The sequence below is a fragment of the Neisseria sp. S1 genome (genome assembly GCF_048060015.1).
GTDB classification, from domain to species: Bacteria; Pseudomonadota; Gammaproteobacteria; order Burkholderiales; family Neisseriaceae; genus Neisseria; species Neisseria arctica.
This window is the reverse complement of record NZ_JBLUPI010000003.1, coordinates 1-18,408: the sequence shown is the minus strand read 5'-3', so window position 1 is coordinate 18,408 and position 18,408 is coordinate 1. Positions and strand designations below refer to the sequence as shown.

General features: G+C 43.5%; 9 protein-coding genes and 2 pseudogenes. 4 read left to right on the top strand and 7 right to left on the bottom strand.

The window, feature by feature from the left end; translation table 11 throughout:
• Positions 1-36: 36 nt before the first annotated feature.
• Positions 37-471: a large conductance mechanosensitive channel protein MscL gene (gene mscL, locus ACEPPX_RS02925; RefSeq protein ID WP_047760956.1), complete on the top strand. Its 435-nt coding sequence runs from the start codon at positions 37-39 to the stop codon at positions 469-471.
• 287 nt (positions 472-758) lie between these two features.
• On the opposite strand, the gene carB is transcribed toward mscL, so the two are convergent.
• The 5 genes from carB to ACEPPX_RS02900 form a co-directional block, all read right to left on the bottom strand.
• Positions 759-3,968: a carbamoyl-phosphate synthase large subunit gene (carB, locus tag ACEPPX_RS02920; RefSeq protein ID WP_416622879.1), complete on the bottom strand. Its 3,210-nt coding sequence runs from the start codon at positions 3,966-3,968 to the stop codon at positions 759-761.
• Positions 3,961-4,368 carry a hypothetical protein gene (locus tag ACEPPX_RS02915; protein ID WP_416622878.1) on the bottom strand — a complete coding sequence of 136 codons (408 nt, stop codon included), beginning with the start codon at positions 4,366-4,368 and terminating at the stop codon, positions 3,961-3,963. The genes carB and ACEPPX_RS02915 overlap by 8 nt, the downstream gene beginning before the upstream one ends.
• A gap of 168 nt (positions 4,369-4,536) precedes the next feature.
• Positions 4,537-5,187, bottom strand: a complete 651-nt coding sequence (gene leuE, locus ACEPPX_RS02910; protein ID WP_416622877.1) for a leucine efflux protein LeuE — start codon at positions 5,185-5,187, stop codon at positions 4,537-4,539.
• A gap of 127 nt (positions 5,188-5,314) precedes the next feature.
• On the bottom strand, positions 5,315-6,445 hold the full coding sequence (carA, locus tag ACEPPX_RS02905; protein ID WP_416622876.1) for a glutamine-hydrolyzing carbamoyl-phosphate synthase small subunit: 1,131 nt from the start codon (positions 6,443-6,445) through the stop codon (positions 5,315-5,317).
• Between the two features lie 354 nt (positions 6,446-6,799).
• On the bottom strand, positions 6,800-10,345 hold the full coding sequence (locus ACEPPX_RS02900; RefSeq protein WP_416622875.1) for a PilC/PilY family type IV pilus protein: 3,546 nt from the start codon (positions 10,343-10,345) through the stop codon (positions 6,800-6,802).
• 391 nt (positions 10,346-10,736) lie between these two features.
• Here ACEPPX_RS02900 and pilC point away from each other — a divergent pair, with 391 nt between their 5' ends.
• Entirely contained in the window at positions 10,737-13,913 is a 3,177-nt protein-coding gene (pilC, locus tag ACEPPX_RS02895; RefSeq protein WP_416622874.1) for a PilC family type IV pilus tip adhesin, read from the top strand.
• Between the two features lie 72 nt (positions 13,914-13,985).
• On the opposite strand, the gene speA is transcribed toward pilC, so the two are convergent.
• On the bottom strand, positions 13,986-15,884 hold the full coding sequence (gene speA, locus ACEPPX_RS02890) for an arginine decarboxylase (RefSeq protein WP_047760963.1): 1,899 nt from the start codon (positions 15,882-15,884) through the stop codon (positions 13,986-13,988).
• Between the two features lie 195 nt (positions 15,885-16,079).
• Here speA and ACEPPX_RS02885 point away from each other — a divergent pair.
• Positions 16,080-16,639 (top strand): annotated as a pseudogene (locus tag ACEPPX_RS02885) (transposase).
• Positions 16,640-17,242: 603 nt separating this feature from the next.
• Here ACEPPX_RS02885 and ACEPPX_RS02880 read toward each other — a convergent pair.
• Positions 17,243-17,539 carry a ComEA family DNA-binding protein gene (locus tag ACEPPX_RS02880; protein WP_047760964.1) on the bottom strand — a complete coding sequence of 99 codons (297 nt, stop codon included), beginning with the start codon at positions 17,537-17,539 and terminating at the stop codon, positions 17,243-17,245.
• Positions 17,540-17,867: 328 nt separating this feature from the next.
• On the opposite strand from ACEPPX_RS02880, the pseudogene ACEPPX_RS02875 reads away from it, so the two are divergent.
• Positions 17,868-18,374: pseudogene (locus ACEPPX_RS02875) on the top strand (thiamine ABC transporter substrate-binding protein); the annotation flags it as partial.
• Between the last annotated feature and the right edge of the window lie 34 nt (positions 18,375-18,408).

Here is an 18,408-nt window from a genome sequence, read left to right as displayed (position 1 = left end):
AATCCAAGATTATTTTATTCAATGTGAGGAAATACCATGTCTTTAAAACAAGAATTTAAAGAATTCATTATGCGCGGTAACGTTATCGACTTGGCAGTCGGTATGGTTATCGGTACCGCTTTCAGCGGCATCGTAAAATCATTAGTAGACGATGTTATTATGCCCCCGATCGGCTTACTTTTGGGCGGCGTAGACTTTTCCAACCTGTTTGTTACGCTGAAAGACGGTGCCAATGCACCTGAAGCCGGCTATGCAACTCTAGAAGCCGCCAAAGCCGCCGGCGCGGTAACTATGAATATCGGCTTGTTCATCAATACCATCATCAGCTTCCTGATTGTTGCCGCAGCCATCTTCATGGTTATTAAAGCCATCAACAAAATGAAAAAACCTGCTGTTGTGGAGGAAGCTCCGGCTGAACCAAGCGAAGATATCGTTCTGTTGCGCGAAATCCGCGACTCTCTGAAAAAATAATTCTTTTCAGCGACTATAATCAAACCGCTTGGTTAAACCCAAGCGGTTTTTTATTTTTGCAGGCTTCGTTTGATATCCCAATCAGCCCCAAAATCAGCAATAACAACTACATAACCTGGAACCCAATTTTTCTCAGGTTCAAAGCTAGAATCTTTCCCCTTCCATAAAAACAAACCGTTGGGGCTAATTACCTTCGTAATCACTTTTTAAACGGAAGCAATACAACTATAAAGAAAACGCCCCGAAATAAAGGGGCGTTTATATCCTTAAATATGCTTAAATATAAATTATTTCTTCAGACGGCCATGTAATTCCTGCACACTATATACACCCAGTGTATTCAGGCTTTTCACCCCTTCGCTCATCGCCTCACCGCCCGCCACGGTAGTATATTGGGGAACACGCGCTGTCAGCGCAGTGCGACGGATACTATGGCTGTCAGCTACCGATTGTGCATCACTGCCTACGGTATTCACTACCAAAGCGATTTCACCGTTTTTAATCGCATCGACAATGTGTGGACGGCCTTCCAATACTTTGTTCACCACCTGCACAGTGATACCGTGCTCGGCCAGATAAGCAGCAGTACCGCGGGTGGCACATACGCCGTAACCCAAAGCTTGGAAGTTTTTCGCTGTTTTGACGATATACGGTTTGTCTTCGTCGCGCACGGCCAAAAATACCTTACCAGTGGCGGGCATACGCTCGCCCGCCCCCAATTGGGATTTCAAATAGGCTTCGCCAAAGGTCGCACCCACACCCATTACCTCACCGGTAGAGCGCATTTCCGGCCCTAAAATGGTATCGACACCGGGGAATTTGATAAATGGGAATACGGCTTCTTTAACGGCATAAAAATCAGGAATGACTTCTTTTTCCACGCCTTGTTCTTTCAAGCTGATACCGGCCATAGCACGCGCCCCAACTTTAGCCAAGGGTACTGAAGTGGCTTTCGATACGAATGGTACGGTACGCGAAGCACGCGGATTCACTTCTAATACAAATACCACACCGTCTTGCACCGCAAACTGCACATTCATCAACCCGACCACATTGAGAGCCTCGGCCATAGCTTTGGTTTGGCGGCGGATTTCATTTTGAATTTCTTGGGACAGCGAATACGGCGGCAGCGAACAGCCCGAATCGCCCGAATGGATACCCGCCTGCTCAACGTGCTGCATTATGCCGCCGATTACGACTTCTTGGCCGTCTGAAACACAGTCTACATCCACTTCAATCGCATTATTCAAGAAAAAGTCTAACAATACCGGACTATCCTCCGACACCTGCACAGCCTCACGCATATAGGTTTTCAGCTGCTCTTGCGAATGCACTACTTGCATAGCGCGACCGCCCAATACGTAAGACGGGCGTACCACCAGCGGATAGCCGATTTCCTCGGCCAACACCAATGCTTCTTCTTCATTATGGGCAATACGGTTAGGCGGTTGGCGCAAACCCAAATCGTTCAATACTTTTTGGAAGCGCTCGCGGTCTTCGGCGGCATCAATACTGTCGGCCGACGTACCGATAATATTCACACCGTTTTCCACCAAAGCATTGGCCAGTTTCAGCGGGGTTTGGCCGCCGTAATGCACGATTACGCCCCACGGGTTTTCTTTTTTAACGATTTCCAACACGTCTTCCAAGGTCAACGGTTCGAAATAAAGACGGTCTGAAGTATCGAAATCGGTGGATACGGTTTCGGGGTTACAGTTCACCATAATGGTTTCAAAACCCGACTCGCGCAAAGCCAGTGCCGCATGCACGCAGCAATAGTCGAACTCGATACCCTGGCCGATACGGTTGGGACCGCCGCCAAGAATCATCACCTTCCGTTTTTCAGACGGCCTCGCTTCGCATTCTTCCTCATAGGTAGAATACAGATATGCCGTATCCGATTGGAATTCTGCCGCGCAGGTATCCACGCGCTTATATACCGGATGCAGGTTCAAACCATAGCGGTGCTCGCGTACTTCTTTCTCGCTCACGCCCAACAATTGTGCCAAACGCTTGTCAGCAAAGCCTTTGCGTTTCAGACGGCGTAAAACGGCATAATCCAAATCTTGCAGGCTACCCGAAGCCACTTTTTGCTCTTCGGCCACAATATCTTCGATTTGCGCCAAAAACCAAGGATCAATGGCACAAATTTCATGGATTTCTTCTTTGCCGAAGCCAACGCGGAACGCATCGGCCACATACAAGATACGCTCGGGGCCGGGGTTAGCCAGCTCGCGGCGGATTTCAGCTTTGTCTTCGGTTTTCGGGTTAAAGCCGCACAAGCCGGTTTCCAAACCACGCAAGGCTTTCTGCATAGACTCCTGCAAGGTGCGTCCCATTGCCATCACCTCGCCCACCGATTTCATTTGCGTAGTCAGGCGATCATCAGCAGCAGGGAATTTTTCAAAGGCAAAGCGCGGGATTTTGGTTACCACATAATCAATACTCGGCTCAAATGACGCCGGTGTGCGTCCGCCGGTAATATCGTTGCGCAACTCATCCAACGTAAAACCTACCGCCAGCTTGGCAGCCACTTTCGCGATCGGGAAGCCCGTAGCTTTGGAAGCCAACGCGGAAGAACGGCTTACGCGCGGATTCATCTCAATCACAATCATTTCACCATTAGCCGGATTCACCGCAAACTGTACGTTCGAACCGCCGGTATCCACACCGATTTCACGCAATACTGCCAAAGATGCATTACGCATGATTTGGTATTCTTTGTCGGTCAGCGTTTGTGCAGGCGCAACGGTGATGCTGTCGCCGGTATGTACGCCCATCGGGTCAAAGTTTTCAATCGAACAGATGATGATGCAGTTGTCGTTTTTGTCGCGCACCACCTCCATTTCATATTCTTTCCAACCCAAAACCGATTGCTCAATCAGCAATTCATGGGTAGGCGACGCATCAAAACCGCGTTCGCAAATTGCCAAAAACTCATCGCGGTTATAGGCAATACCACCACCTGAACCACCCATGGTGAAAGACGGACGGATCAGCGTAGGAAAACCCACCTGCTCTTGCGCCGCCAACGCTTCATTCATGGTGTGGCAGACAAAAGATTTCGGGCAAGACAGGCCGATTTTTTCCATTGCCTCTTTAAAACGGCCACGGTCCTCCGCTTTATCAATCGCGTCTTCCGTTGCACCGATCAGCTCAACGTTGTACTTGGCTAATACACCATTTCTCGCCAAATCCAACGCACAATTGAGCGCAGTCTGGCCGCCCATCGTCGGCAGTACCGCATCAGGGCGTTCTTTAGCAATGATTTTTTCAACGGTTTGCCACATAATCGGCTCGATGTAAGTAACATCGGCCATATCGGGATCGGTCATAATCGTGGCGGGGTTGGAGTTGACGAGAATGACTTTGTAGCCCTCCTCGCGCAAAGCCTTGCACGCTTGCGCGCCGGAATAGTCGAATTCACAGGCTTGTCCGATAACAATCGGACCTGCGCCAATAATTAGGATGGATTTAAGGTCAGTACGTTTAGGCATTTTTACATTTCTTTCTTTTACATTTCTTTCTTTTACATTTTAGTTTAGATTTGCCGCCTTTAGGATCTATTTTACCTTCAACAACATCATAATCTTTATAAAGTGCCATCAACATTCCCACACCTACAAATGCAACAGCCATAATTACTGCAATTTCTAATCCTGTTAATGTTGCGATTGTTGTTGCAGTTGTTAAACCCATCACACCTGAAATGCCACCCGTTGCAGGAGCCAATGCAATTCCTGCAATAGATGCAGTTAATACACCCAACGTAACTTTACTAAGAGTTGTGATTTTTTGTCCCTTTTTTAATTGCTCTGCTAACTCACCTTCAACTTCAAAATACTCAACTTTATTTTTTAAAGCATTTTCAAGATCTTGCTTAGTTTTAACAATCATAAATCATCCTAAATTATTAAGAAATATAAAAACAAGCCATAGCCAACATAAGCTGTATGTAGGATGCATTACATATACATTTCCTAGACTAATGGGTCATTTACAATAATACTGCTTCAGACAACCTATTTACAGTGCTTCCTGTCAACAGGAATCGTTACTTGCCCTCTAAATCTGCGCCAGCCACAAATTACAAGCAAACCCGATAAACAGCATCCCTACCGCTGCCATGGCCAATGCAGATGTTTTATGCCGCCGTCTGAAAACGGTGGTAAGGCGGTGGCCGCTAAGCACCAACAGGCTGAGGTAAGCGAAGCTGATAGCCTGCAACATCAGAGCCAGCAGTAAGAAACTGAGAGCCGGATACGGATAGGCCGGATCGACAAATTGTACGAAAAACGATAAGAAAAACAGTATTGCTTTCGGGTTGGTCAGGCTCAGCAGCAAAGCACGGCGGAAAACACTTTGCACGGCAACGGTATTCGGCACGGCAGCCGAAATGTTTTCAGACGGTCTGAAACACCATTTCTTCGCTGCCGCACGCAATAAATTCCACCCTATGTAGGCCAAATAGATACCGCCCAACAATTTAATTCCGTGAAACAGGGCAGGATACAACTTCAGTACCGTGCCTGCCCCTAATATGGTGGCAAGCATCAAAATGATATCGCCCAGCAAAATGGCGGCAACAGCACGGTACGCGGCCTTGATACCTTGCTGTGCAGAGATAGCAAGGCAATACATGGAATTGGGGCCGGGCAAAGTGATAATGGCTATGGTGCCGATCAGATAAGTGCCCACGTCGGTAATACCGTACATTTTCGCTTCACTTGTTTTCAGACGGCCTTAAAGCCGCTTTTTTATACTCGATCGATTTGCACTACAAAAGTCAGGCGTTAAACGGTTTTCAGACGGCATAGCTTAAATGCCATGCCGTCTGAAAATATCATCCGCGCGCTGCTTGCATACTGTCGATAAATTTATCAAACAGGTAGGCTACATCGTGCGGGCCGGGACTGGCTTCGGGGTGGCCTTGAAAGCTGAATGCCGCTTGGTTGGTCAACTCGATACCCTGCACAGTGCCATCAAACAATGAGCGGTGGGTCACGCGCACATTGGCAGGCAGGCTGGTTTCATCTACTTGGAAGCCGTGGTTTTGGCTTGTAATCATCACGCGACCGCTGTCCAAATCCTGTACGGGATGGTTAGCACCATGATGACCGAAAGGCATCTTGCTGGTTTTGGCTCCGCAAGCCAAGCCTAAAAGCTGATGCCCTAAGCAAATGCCGAATACGGGCTTTTTCGCCTGCAAAATACTTTGGATGGCGGCAATGGCGTAATCACACGGTTCGGGATCACCTGGGCCGTTGGATAAAAACACGCCATCGGGGTTCATATCCAATACAGTTTGCGCAGGCGTTTGCGCAGGCACAACCGTCAAACGACAACCTCGATCAGCCAGCATACGCAAGATATTGGTTTTAACACCGAAGTCGTAAGCAACAACATGGTAAGGTTGATTGGCGGGCTGTTTGAAACCTTCGCCCAATTTCCATTCGCCCTCCGTCCATTCGTATTGACTTTGGCAGGTTACTTCTTTAGCCAAATCTTTGCCGACCATACTACCAAATGCAGTGATCAATTCGCTCGCCTTTTCTTCAGTAGCATCCGCTCCCGTTAGAATAGCACCCGCTTGTGCGCCCTTGTCGCGCAAGATACGGGTAAGACGGCGGGTATCAATATCGGCAATCGCAACGGTTTGGTTACGCACCAAGTAGTCTTGCAGACTTTCCTCGGCACGGAAGTTACTATGCAGCAGCGGAAGATCGCGGATAATCAAACCGGCGGCATAAACAGCGCGGCTTTCTACGTCTTCTCCGTTGGTGCCGGTATTGCCGATGTGCGGATAAGTCAGAGTAACGATTTGTTTGCAGTAAGAAGGATCGGTCAGAATTTCCTGATAGCCGGTCATGGATGTATTGAAAACCACCTCGCCTGAAGTGGTGCCGTGATAGCCGACAGAGGTGCCGTGAAACACGCTGCCGTCTGCCAAAACGAGAATTGCGGGCGTTGTCATGATAATTCCTGTTACCTGATTGATAAATGGATTGTATGCTTTATCGTAGTCGTCTGAAAGTCCGGGCTTTTGAAATAAAAATCTGCCATATCGGCCTGCCCGGTATTATTCTTAATTTTATTCAGCGACAATAATTGTCGACCATTTTTCAGACGGCCTCAAAATACCGGCTAAAAAAAAACACGCCGCACAGCTTGCAAAAACTGTGTTACGTGCTTTTCGAGACATGCGATACATGCCGCAGAAGCAATGTATTTTAAGCGAAAATGATGTTTTCCTCAAGCACCCAGCCCGATACTGCATGCAAATTTCTAAAAAATGCCGTCTGAAAATATTTTCAGACGGCATGATTATTTAGAAAATCTCACGCCAAGAAATACGCCGCACACTGGTATTACACAACGGGGCCTCGATATTAAAGGTCCGCACGCCACTTTGGTCTACCATCACGGCTTTATAATCATTAGTAGCCACACAACTGTTTCTAATGGCCGGTGCTTCTGCAATAAGGCCGTCTTCGCCTGACTGACCCTGTCCGTTTACATTAATTGACGGCTGCTTGGTACTAGAAGGCGACAACAAATTGATATCAGAGGCCGCTCCGTCTAGCCTTAAAGAAGCGGGGTAGTAACCATTCAACAAACCTGTATCCAACAACTGGATCCGTGATGACTCACCCGTAGGCGCCGATCCCGTCAGCACATTGAGCTGTAACGCTCTAGCCGCACCGCTGGTTTCGGTAGTTTCTACATAACCACACGTATAAGGAGCAGAAACCGTTGGTGTATTGCTTTTAATTACCCGCGGCCGGTAGCTTCGAGTAGTAACGAAAACCGTGTGAGTATGTACGCTCGGCGAGGTAACGATCCGCTCCGCACTCGTTTCATCCAGCATCAACACCCATCCTTTAGCTTTATCCGGCACGGCATTGTTGCTGACATAATCATACTGGTTGGCTCCGGTAGTAGCCGTCGTAAAGATTTGCTTCACCAGCTGGGACTGCCGCACGGCCGGTACTTCAGATGCTGCCGGGTCATCAAATATTCCCAACATAACCTGCTGGTAGGTATTGGTCAAATCCGATGGGAAAATATCCGAACCACTACCCACCATCACGACATAAGTGCCATCTGCCTTGCGGAAAACTGCCGGTGCGGTAGTAATCGGTTGAGTGGCAACTTGCTTACCGCCTACACCTATGGTTGTTTCACCACTGTAAATTTTGACCGCTTTCCAATCTTTTGTATTTCCTTTGAGCGTAAAACGGTAAATATTGCCGCCGCTATCGCCTGCATATGCCGTATCAAAAATATTATCGGCATTGGTATCGACCAAAGTCGGTGTAGACAGTGCCGTATAATTCCGATCAAAACCATTGGCAATCGTATAAGCACCGCTAACCGGAATGGTTTTAATCAACTTGCCGCTACTGCTGTCACTTACTGTCGAGAAACCACTGCTACCGAATTCTTGAGCTAAGATGTCATAAATATATAAAGTTGGCGTTCCATCATGCGGAACAGCCGTATTTTTTGCCTCATAACCATTGGCTAAAAATAAATAATTGCGTACGCCTTTTGTAATATCAGGTTTATTATTGACCACATCCAACCATTCGGTAGCTACTAAGCCAATACGAGGCGTACTGATGGTATAACCCAGTTTATTCGACGCACTCTTATTCGTTTCAAAAACCGGCACAGAAGTCTGCCAAGCAGCATTATCAGCATCTAATCCGACATTTACCAAGCTATTTCTACGGTCTTTCCCCGCGATATTAACCACATATGCCCCACGCGCTCCCTGCCCCAATGCCGCGGCTAAGAAAGTTTGCTGTGCAGCTCCTGCTGTAGCCGAAGTAGTACGGTATTCCATACCTCCGTTATGCAGGTACAAATGCGGTTGTGCGGTTGAGCTTCCGTAGCCTGTAGTTGCAATTTCCGGCAAGGCTTTGGCAATAGTATCACTGCCGTCGGTACTTTCCCGCTGCATAGCTGCAGGCATATAGTTTAAGGCTAATTGATAAGGGTAATCCGTATTACCGGTATATTTAAATGCATAGAGCATACCATCGTTAGCAGCGGTTACCATATAACGCTTTTGACCCTGGCCATTATCAAGCATATTCAATATCGGCGCACCGATCACGTCAGCCATCATGCGGGCATTATCCCCCGGCAAATCAGTACGCACACGGTAAGAGGCAACCGTTCGCTGTGCCGGATCAGGCAAACGAGCCGTTACCGCACTCTCAATCGCCGTATCAGATTGATTAACCGGTCTCTTCAACCAAGGAATCAATCCCACTGTAGTCTCTATATCGGTTTTCAGCCCATAAAGCTGCCGGTTGGTTTGGTCAATATTAACTACATTGTTACCGTCATTGACCAAAATAGTTCGTGCTGAATAATCCGGCACTTTTTCTTCATCGGAGCCCGTCTGCAAACTACGGAAAAGCAACCTGCTGCTCCATAACCCGCTATCGAGCGTGAGATAAGCAGCATAATTGCTCAAAGGGCTATCCTGCATTGACATTGAGGCGGTCGGTGAAGAAGTAGATATGCTTTGGCCGCTGGCATTGACCCTTGGTTCCTGCTTCTTAATCTCCGCCATAATATTATCAAATGCCTGTGTCAGTGCAGCCTGCGAAGAAGCATTGTAATAACCCGGCACGCCCATTTTTTCAGATGCGGTCACTTGCGTAGACAATGGAGTAGTGTTTATATCTCGCTCATAGCCCGCTGGAGACAATGCCGAAGAAGTTGCCAAGAAATAATGGGCATTACCGCTCAATGTGGACGGGTCAGCAAATGAAATCGAATAAGTTTGAATAACCTGCTTGGGAAAAAGAGTATTGTTCCAAGAGCGCCCCTCTCTATCCACGCCTTGAGTTTTCGCATCCTTAACTGCCAAGATATGACTGAAATAAGAAACTCCATCCTTATAGTTCAACGCATAGGTGTTATTATCAGTTACAGAATAACCAGTATTTTTGGTAAAGAAGCGCCCATCCTTATTGATTCGCAAACTATCATTTGTATTCAAAGGGCTTGTAATATCATAGCCATTACTGGCCGTTCCTACATTATCATAAGTAGAAGCCGACCAAGTTTGCGTTAACACTGGCGTAGGCCATGGCCTCAAGGAATTTTGTATGATGCTGGCAGCATTCGCAGCACCAAAAGAATAATTAGATCTTTGAATAGCCGTCTGATCACCACAAAAGTGACGTGCCCGCCACGGATAACCATTCTCCCAACTCGCACAATAATTACTTGGCAAGCCTCCAAAATAAGTACTTAAAGTACGCCCATCCCTCAAACGATAATCATTCAGCTTGTTGCGAATAGCTTGCCAAGTGTTCTGACCGGTTTCACCATCAGACATCAAAACGATATAGCTCCGCTGGCAGCTGTATTCAATACCATCAATCGCTATTTTTGCCGCATCTAAATAACGGCTCGTCATGGGAGTACCATAGTTAGTCGTATTGATACTACCCAACAAACTGCTGATACGCGCTCCGGTTGTATAACCGCCATTAATCGCACTGTCTATACTACTGACTCCGGGCACCGTCACCATCGACCAGTTAAAATCATTGTTATAACGAGAAATAATAGACTGTAAAGAGGATTTTGCCGCTGCCAACCGAGTCTCTCCGGTAGGCATGGCCTGCCCCATCGTATTAGAGGTATCGAAAATAAAGAGGAAATTTGGTTTTGGCGGATTTTCATTAACGAACCGCGCAACACTACCATCTACACTAAACGGCCGTTCGGCAAAAGGTGATACTGGCGCGGCCGCCCAAGTAGGCAAAGCAGCCCCTATCCCCAACACCAACCAATATAATTTTTTCAACGGTAGTGCTGGCTTTAAATCCATAGATTGACGGTTCATCTCAAGCTTCTTCCCTGGTAATGTGTAATGCCGTTATTCAAAATATTTATACCCTGTATCACTATCAAAGTCTTCTCCGGCATCACATCATTTTAAGCATTATGATTAGCTTTCGGATTATACCGCATCCATAAACATTCCAATCAGCCCCAAATGATAAAAACCAATATAAATTACAACAACATATAATCTAAATATTATTCAATTTGACTATTTTTGTTAAAAAAAAGCATCAATTACAACAACCTTTCATCTAAAATTAATACCGTCTATCTAGCACAAAATGAAACTATACGTATACTTATTGTATCGTTACATAATAGAGACAAAAAAAATTAATAATATTAACAATTGGCTGCCTCACTCAACCCGCAGCCAGGAAACATTACGTATGAAAATCCTACCTCCCCCTCTTGCACTCAAGCCGCAAGTTCTTTTCTGCTGCTTAGCTTTCTGTTCATTCCACCAATATAGCAAAGCCGCAGATTCGTTTGCAGAAACTCCGTTACATCTACAAAATCAAAGTACGACTATTTACAGTAGCTTTCCGAAGCCAAATGTGATGCTGCTAATTGATGATTCAAGCAGTATGAATGATGCCATCCCTGGCACCAATACTTCTCGTCTCTACGCAACCAAACAAGCGCTCTATTCAGTTTTAGATACATATCAGGGAGACTTTAATTGGTCTTTACAAACATTATGGGGCAAAAGTAATTTTTATAATAATTATCCGCGGCCTCACATGAACTTCTATACAACTAATCACTTAGAAGTCAAAAAATATATTAATAATATATTTCCAGATGGAGGCACACCCACTACCAGGCGATATTATGAAGTAGCTAACGATGCCATCTCGGCAGTTCAATATCGATGTCAAAAAAGCTATATTATTTTAATGTCGGATGGTGATGCCAATAGTAGCTGCGGCTTAAATCACAATAACTATCCAGACTTCGATCGTTATTACATGAACAATCCAGACGCTTTTTTCGGCACTCCCAGCACATATAACTTGGGACAACGTAAATGCTATGGAGGTTTACATACTTTTTGGGATATGAATAACGGTTTGGCTTTTTTTGCGGAACAGTTAGCAACCAAAGATATAAAGACTAATGGCAACGATACGGCACAAAAAAGCTGGAATGATCCTTTATTTGAAAAACAAACGATCAACACTTACACTATCGGCTTTGGTGGTAGCCTAAGTGGAGCAGGTGAAACTTATCTACGCAATGCAGCAAGTGCTGGCAAAGGGTTCTTTGCAACCCCGAAAAATGGAGCCGAACTTGAAGCAACCTTTAAAAGCATGATCGAAGATATTAAAAAAGATAGTGCAGCTACCAATCCTGTATCCGCTTATGGCACAGTGGCACCGGCGGTTATTGGTAATGCCGTACCTGATATGGCAGCTTTAGTGCAACTTGATACTGGTTCTTGGAGTAGCCAACTGTTCTTTTATGATACTGATACATCCGGAAACGTCAATACGAGTACAGCACCTAAACAACCGTCTTACACCAACCGCCGTGTCATCATGAACACGGGTTCAGCTAATGTTTGGGCGGACCAACCCAATAACATATCTGGCCTAGATAACCGCTTTTTCGATCTCTCCGGTGGCACGCCCGTAGATCAAGATGAATGGAAATCAACCCTACTCCCTTGGACAGTTCGCAGTAGCGATGACAACCTTATTAAATCCAATGCTGCATCAAAAAAATATACTGTTCCTTACCGCTTACGGGAAACTACCCGTCGTAATTTAGGGGATATTCTTGATAGCCCCGTATTAACCATCGGCCCTCAAACAGGCGGACGGCAGAAATTTTTAGTTACCTCTGCCAATGATGGTATGGTACACCTGTTTAAAAGTGATAATAATACAGCCGCCACTAATCCGTACGACTTAAAACTCAGTTATATCCCCGCAGCAATGGAGCGCGATAGCAACAATGGAGGTAGTACCTTAGGCAAAACATTAAAAGAGCTGGCACATGAAGAATATGGTAAAAATGACCAGCACCCACACCGTTATATGGTTAACGGCGGTTTTGTATTACGCCAAACTCCCGAAGGCAACAAATCCAAGGGGCAACAAATCTTTATGGCTGGTGCTTTGGGACAAGGCGGTCGCGGTGCATATGCCTTAAATATAGGTGGTATAAACCGAACCAATGGCCAACCTCTTGCATTAGATACAAATCAAAGTACATGGCTAAACGATGTACCCTTATTTGAAACCCCTAAAGGTACAAATAATACCTTGGGTTATACCATTGGTACACCACAAATTGGTCGCGTATCAATTTCACGTACAAACAATACCGTAGACTTTGAAAAAAATATACGTTATGCAACCTTCTTAGCCAGCGGCTACCGAAGTAGGAATGCTGCAACTGATAATAATGAAACCGCACTATACGTATACGACACCTTAGGACAAGAGGCATCAAGCGGTACAAAAGCCAATGATAGTGTACCCGGTAAGTTGTTAGCGAAAATCAATGTGCCAAATGGCAAAGGTGGTTTATCTTCTCCAACTCTGGTAGACATTGATTTCGACGGTATTATTGATATTGCCTATGCAGGTGACTACGGTGGCAATATGTATCGGTTTGACCTACGCAATGCTACACCTAGCGAATGGAATGTCACCCGTATTTATGAGGGGTCCCCCACTCAACCGATTGTTGCTGCACCAGCCGTATCACGCCGCTCACAAGGCAACTATGTCGTTATTTTCGGAACTGGTAGCGATATATACAGTAGTGACTTAAGCAATACGGCACAGCAAGCGGTATATGGTATTTTTGATGATGTCAGTACTTACCCCGCTACTGACATCACAGAAGTGGCTAAATATTCAGATGACACTTCAAAAATCCAAGTTCAAACCATTACAACTGCACAACAAAATAATGCAGACTACCGCTTCCTGAGCAATAATCCGGTTAATGATACCCATAAAGGTTGGAAAATAGCGTTGCCTGAAACTGGGGAACGAGTAGTAATAAAACCAACTATGATTTTGCGGACTGCCATGATCAGCACGCGTATCTATAAAACTGGACCATCTATTTCTTCGAATAGCGGCTCGATGGATGTTTGCCAACCTACAACCACGTCGGTTTCTACACAAAGTGCAAGCTGGATTATGGGTATCAATGCTGCTACTGGTGGTGCACTTACTTCTAAAGATGCCCGCTTGGATTTCCGCTTCATCCAAAAAGATGCTAAAAGCGGTATCGAATATTATGCCAACGGTCTTCGTCAAAATGGTATTCTGAGCTTCAGCTATATTGATATGGCTAAAGCACAAAAAGGATTAGCTGTAACCGATGATGGAGATAGCGGCGGTAGTGGCACTGATTTGGAACTGGGCGAGCGTTCAAAAATACCTAAAAACTCCTGCTTTACCGGTAATGCCACCCGTTTCATTAGTGGCCTAACAAGTAAACAAGCGAACTCTTCTGATGCTCCGGAAACATCTACTCTCGGTGTCAGCGGTCCCCTTTGCAGTGCAAAAATTAAACGCTTAAGCTGGAGAGAAATCTTTTAACGATAAACCTACATAAATATGCCGTCTGAAAAATTCAGACGGCATATTTTATATTTTGGCAAAAAGAGTTAACTACAAAGATTCTTCCAAACTTAAATACGAACTTTGTTTCAAACCACGGCAAAACTCTGCAAAATAACGGTTATGCTCCACTTTATTCAAACCCGCCAAGCGTGACTTTTCCTCAATCCGGTTCAACACTTCCTCCGGCGACAAATGTACATAACGCAACATATCTTCAATAGTATCATGCTCCTCCATACCGCCAAATTCAACTTGCCCATTATCGCGTACATACACATTTACCGAATCAGTATCGCCAAACAGATTATGCATATCTCCTAAAATTTCCTGATATGCTCCTACCATGAACACCCCTAAAAGGTAAGGCTCACCATCTTTAAGTTTGTGAACAGGCATACTGGACTCAATACTCTGCTGATCAACATACTGGCTAACTTTGCCATCTGAATCACAAGTCAAATCTTGGAGAACAGCTCTTCTTAATGGTTTTTCGTCCAATCTGTGGATAGGCATAATTGGTAAAACTTGGCCAATGGCCCAGGTATCAGGTAAGCTTTGAAATACTGAGAAATTACAGAAATATTTATCTGCTAACTTATCAGTTAAATCATCATATACTTGCCTCTGAGAACGTTGGCTAGCTTGGAGCTGACTCTTCAGACGGCGGCATAACACAGAATGTAGCTGCTCGGCTAAAGCTTTCTCTTTCAGTGAAACTTTACCTTCAAGATATTGCTCTGTTACCTCAGTCAGATAATGGCTAATACGATAATAGGTTTCAGTTACCATTTCACTGTCAGTGATATCCAAATAGCCAATCAATTTTTTAGTAGCAAAAGACAAATTCTCTTCATCATCGATTACCGGAATTTGATCAGGCAAGCTTTCAACATCCGTTACATTCATCACTAAAACAGCGTGATGAGCTGTCATTGCACGTCCAGATTCTGAAAAAATATGTGGATGAGGAATCCCTGCCTCATTACAATATTCGGCCAACATAGAAACAATTACATGAGAATATTCGCCCATATCATAATTGATCGAGCTGGCATTACGTGAATGCGTACCATCGTAATCAACACCTAGCCCCCCACCAACATCAACATATTCGATAGACAAACCCAAAGCACGCAGTTCAGCAAAATAACGTACAGCCTCCTTAAATCCCATCCGATAATCAGCAATATTGGAAATTTGCGATCCCATATGGAAATGCATTAATTTAACCGTATCCGCTAAACCTGCTTGATTTAATTTCTCAACTGCGGAAATCAATTGAGCTGCAGAAAGTCCGAATTTCCCCTTATCACCACCAGTATCGGCCCATTTACTGGATGCTAATGATGACAACCGTACTCTTAGACCTAAATTTGCTTTGATACCCAAGTTCTTAGACTCTTCGATGACCAAATCTACTTCAGACTCTTTTTCAATAACAATAAACACTTGGTGGCCCAAGCGCTGCCCCATTAATGCCAATCGAATAAAATCACGATCTTTGTAGCCGTTACAAACAACCACTCCGCCTTTAGGTGCGAAAGCCAGCACAATCATCAATTCAGGCTTCGAACCCGCCTCTAAACCTATCGAAACTTGATCATCCTTTGGAACGATAATGTTCTTAACTACCGATTCTTGTTGATTTACCTTAATTGGATAAATAGCAGTATAAGTACCTGTATATTCATTTTTACGGATAGAACGATTAAAAGCTGCACACAAACGTGCTACACGATCTTGTAAAATATCAGGAAAGCGAAACAACATTGGTAAGTCCTGCCCACGGACGCTCAGACTACCTACCAAATCATACAAGCTTACTTCTACCTCACTATTGTCATTTGGCCGAACCATTACTTTTCCGTCTTCACTTACAGAAAAATAACGATCCCCCCAGTGACGGATTCCATACAAACCTGCACTGTCTGCTGCTGTCCAAGTCATTTCACTTACCTCATTAAGTTACTATTTAGCGGGCTTATCATAACATAGGATTTTGCCTAAATTAGGTCTTCTTTCCATCAATATGATTAATGCTCCTTAAAATAAAAGTTAATTTTCTCTTTAATAAATTAACCATATTTTTAATTTAGTAACTATCCTAGATAACTAAAGTTATTTAAAAAATTTAAAATAATCCTGATAAAAAGCCAATTAAGCCGATACAAGCAAACCAAATTGATTGAACTGTTCGTTGCAAGAACAACAGCCCAAATCTTCGCAGAATTAGTAGGTGTAAACCACAATACTGCTACTTATTACTTTCTCCATCTAAGACTACTATTTTGTCAAAACAGCCTGCATTTGGAAATACTTAACAAAGAAATCAAAGCTATTTCGGCAGCCGACGTAAAAGAAAACACGGACGCGCTACAGCAGGGAAAATCCCAGTATTCGGACTGTTGAAAAGTAATAGTAAATTTATACCGTCTAGGTCTGACAGCATTATCCATACTGACTACTACAAAAGTTATGATGTTTTAGATGTCAGTGAGTTTAGTCACTACCGTATCAACCACCATACACATTATTCCGAAAGCAAAGCCACATCAACAGAATTGAGAGCCTTTGGAATCAAGCAAAGTACTATTTTCGGAAGTTTAACAGTATGCCGAAGAGTCATTTCGAGCTATATTTAAAGGAGTAAGAATGAAGCTTACAGTGAAATAAAATCTCAATTATCCATTCTAGAAAAATGAGCAATAGATTGTTTATCTTAGTTATCTAGGATGCCCCTTAATTTAATATCTTATAAAATCTTTATTAATTTGTCTAAAAAATTTATATACTAATAAATATATCTATTATTTTTAATAGTCTTAGATAAAAATCAGCCTACCTGTTGCATTAAATTTTGTTTAATAGCCTTATTTCTATAAAAAATTAAATATCTAAAAAATTATTAAAATTCATATAAAAATTAATAGCAACTCTCAATATTTTACTATCTATTCTTTAAAAAATTTCAATATAACTCAAGTAGAAGAATAAAATAATAATATCTTTAAATCTATTTATATACAAATCAAGTAAACTAAATTTACTTAAAAAATTTGCATCTTTCAATAGTAATATTCTATCAATTTTTAAAAATTATTTACAGTATGAAATTTTTTTATTCGAAATTTTAGACTAATCTATTTTACTTTGAAAAATATATAGTTTTTATAAAATTTTCTAACTATTCTAAAAAAATAGAGATGTATTAAAAGCTTAATATATTTCATTACTACGATTAAAGAAATGCCATATGATAAATCATATGGCATAAAAGTATATTTGACAGCAAAATTTTAACCAACCTATTTATTTTTAATAGCAGGTACAGCCTTTTTCCCTGCAGAAGTAGCAGCCCCAACTGTTGCCTCATCCCGCAAGCGATTTACGATACTATCGCCGATCCCCTTCACATTCTTCAAGTCATCTACTGTTTTGAAGTTTCCATTTTGTTGACGATATTCAACAATCGCTGCTGCTTTTGCCGCACCTATACCTGGTAGGGCCTTTAATTCTTCTGCTGTCGCACTATTAATATTTACCGCGGCCATTGCCCATCCTATATTAAAAAATGACAATACCACAAAAATGATTTTTTTCATATTATATTCTCCGTAATGATGTTTAGCTTACTACTCATAAGTAGCAAGCTAATAATAACAAATAAGAACAATAACTTCAATTACTTTTTTATGCAAATATCCTAAATTATTATTTTAAATACATATTTAATCTGACATAAAATGGCTTTTTCTAATAAAAACATTTTATTTATATAAGCAAAGCTATATCTAAACAAATACAATTATTTATATAATTTTTTATATTTAAAGGTCAATTTATACTCAATGCTATTGTTATTTATTAATTTGATATAGGCTATCAGTAAATAGTATTATAAATACAATATGTAAATGCGTTTACCGTCAAATGGCTAATATCGGGTATATGGGAGAACAAAAGGCATTTTCTTGGTGGGGAAATATGCGTAAAAATGGCGTAAAAATAACCAAAAGCTGGAGCGATGCCTACTACACTGAATTTACCCAAAACGGTGGTAGTCGTCCATTGATAGTCAGCTACACCACCAGCCCTGCGGCGGAGGTTTTCTTCAGCAAGGGCCGATACAAGGTTCCGCCGACAGGGAACCTGCTACTCAAAGGAGGCGTTTACCGTCAGGTAGAAGGCGCGGCGGTATTAAGAGGAGCAGCCCAACCGGCACTGGCCGGCAAGCTGGTGGCCTTTCTACAGACCCCCGAGGCGCAACAGGCGCTACCCGCCGAAATGTGGGTCTACCCGGCCATCAAAGACACCCGCCTTCCTCCCGCCTTTGGCTTTGCAGAGCCGCCGCCGGAGCACAGTACACCCGGTTACAGCACCATCACCCGCAAACAGCAGCAGTGGGTCAACCGCTGGATACGCACGGTTTTGCGCTAAAGCTAAGTATGCGGGACCGAAGCAAAGCCAAACA

Coding starts and splice junctions, on each gene's coding strand:
- mscL (WP_047760956.1), top strand. CDS start 37: ATGTCTTTAAAACAAGAATTTAAAGAATTCATTATGCGCGGTAACGTT.
- carB (WP_416622879.1), bottom strand. CDS start 3,968: ATGCCTAAACGTACTGACCTTAAATCCATCCTAATTATTGGCGCAGGT.
- ACEPPX_RS02915 (WP_416622878.1), bottom strand. CDS start 4,368: ATGATTGTTAAAACTAAGCAAGATCTTGAAAATGCTTTAAAAAATAAA.
- leuE (WP_416622877.1), bottom strand. CDS start 5,187: ATGTACGGTATTACCGACGTGGGCACTTATCTGATCGGCACCATAGCC.
- carA (WP_416622876.1), bottom strand. CDS start 6,445: ATGACAACGCCCGCAATTCTCGTTTTGGCAGACGGCAGCGTGTTTCAC.
- ACEPPX_RS02900 (WP_416622875.1), bottom strand. CDS start 10,345: ATGAACCGTCAATCTATGGATTTAAAGCCAGCACTACCGTTGAAAAAA.
- pilC (WP_416622874.1), top strand. CDS start 10,737: ATGAAAATCCTACCTCCCCCTCTTGCACTCAAGCCGCAAGTTCTTTTC.
- speA (WP_047760963.1), bottom strand. CDS start 15,884: ATGACTTGGACAGCAGCAGACAGTGCAGGTTTGTATGGAATCCGTCAC.
- ACEPPX_RS02880 (WP_047760964.1), bottom strand. CDS start 17,539: ATGAAAAAAATCATTTTTGTGGTATTGTCATTTTTTAATATAGGATGG.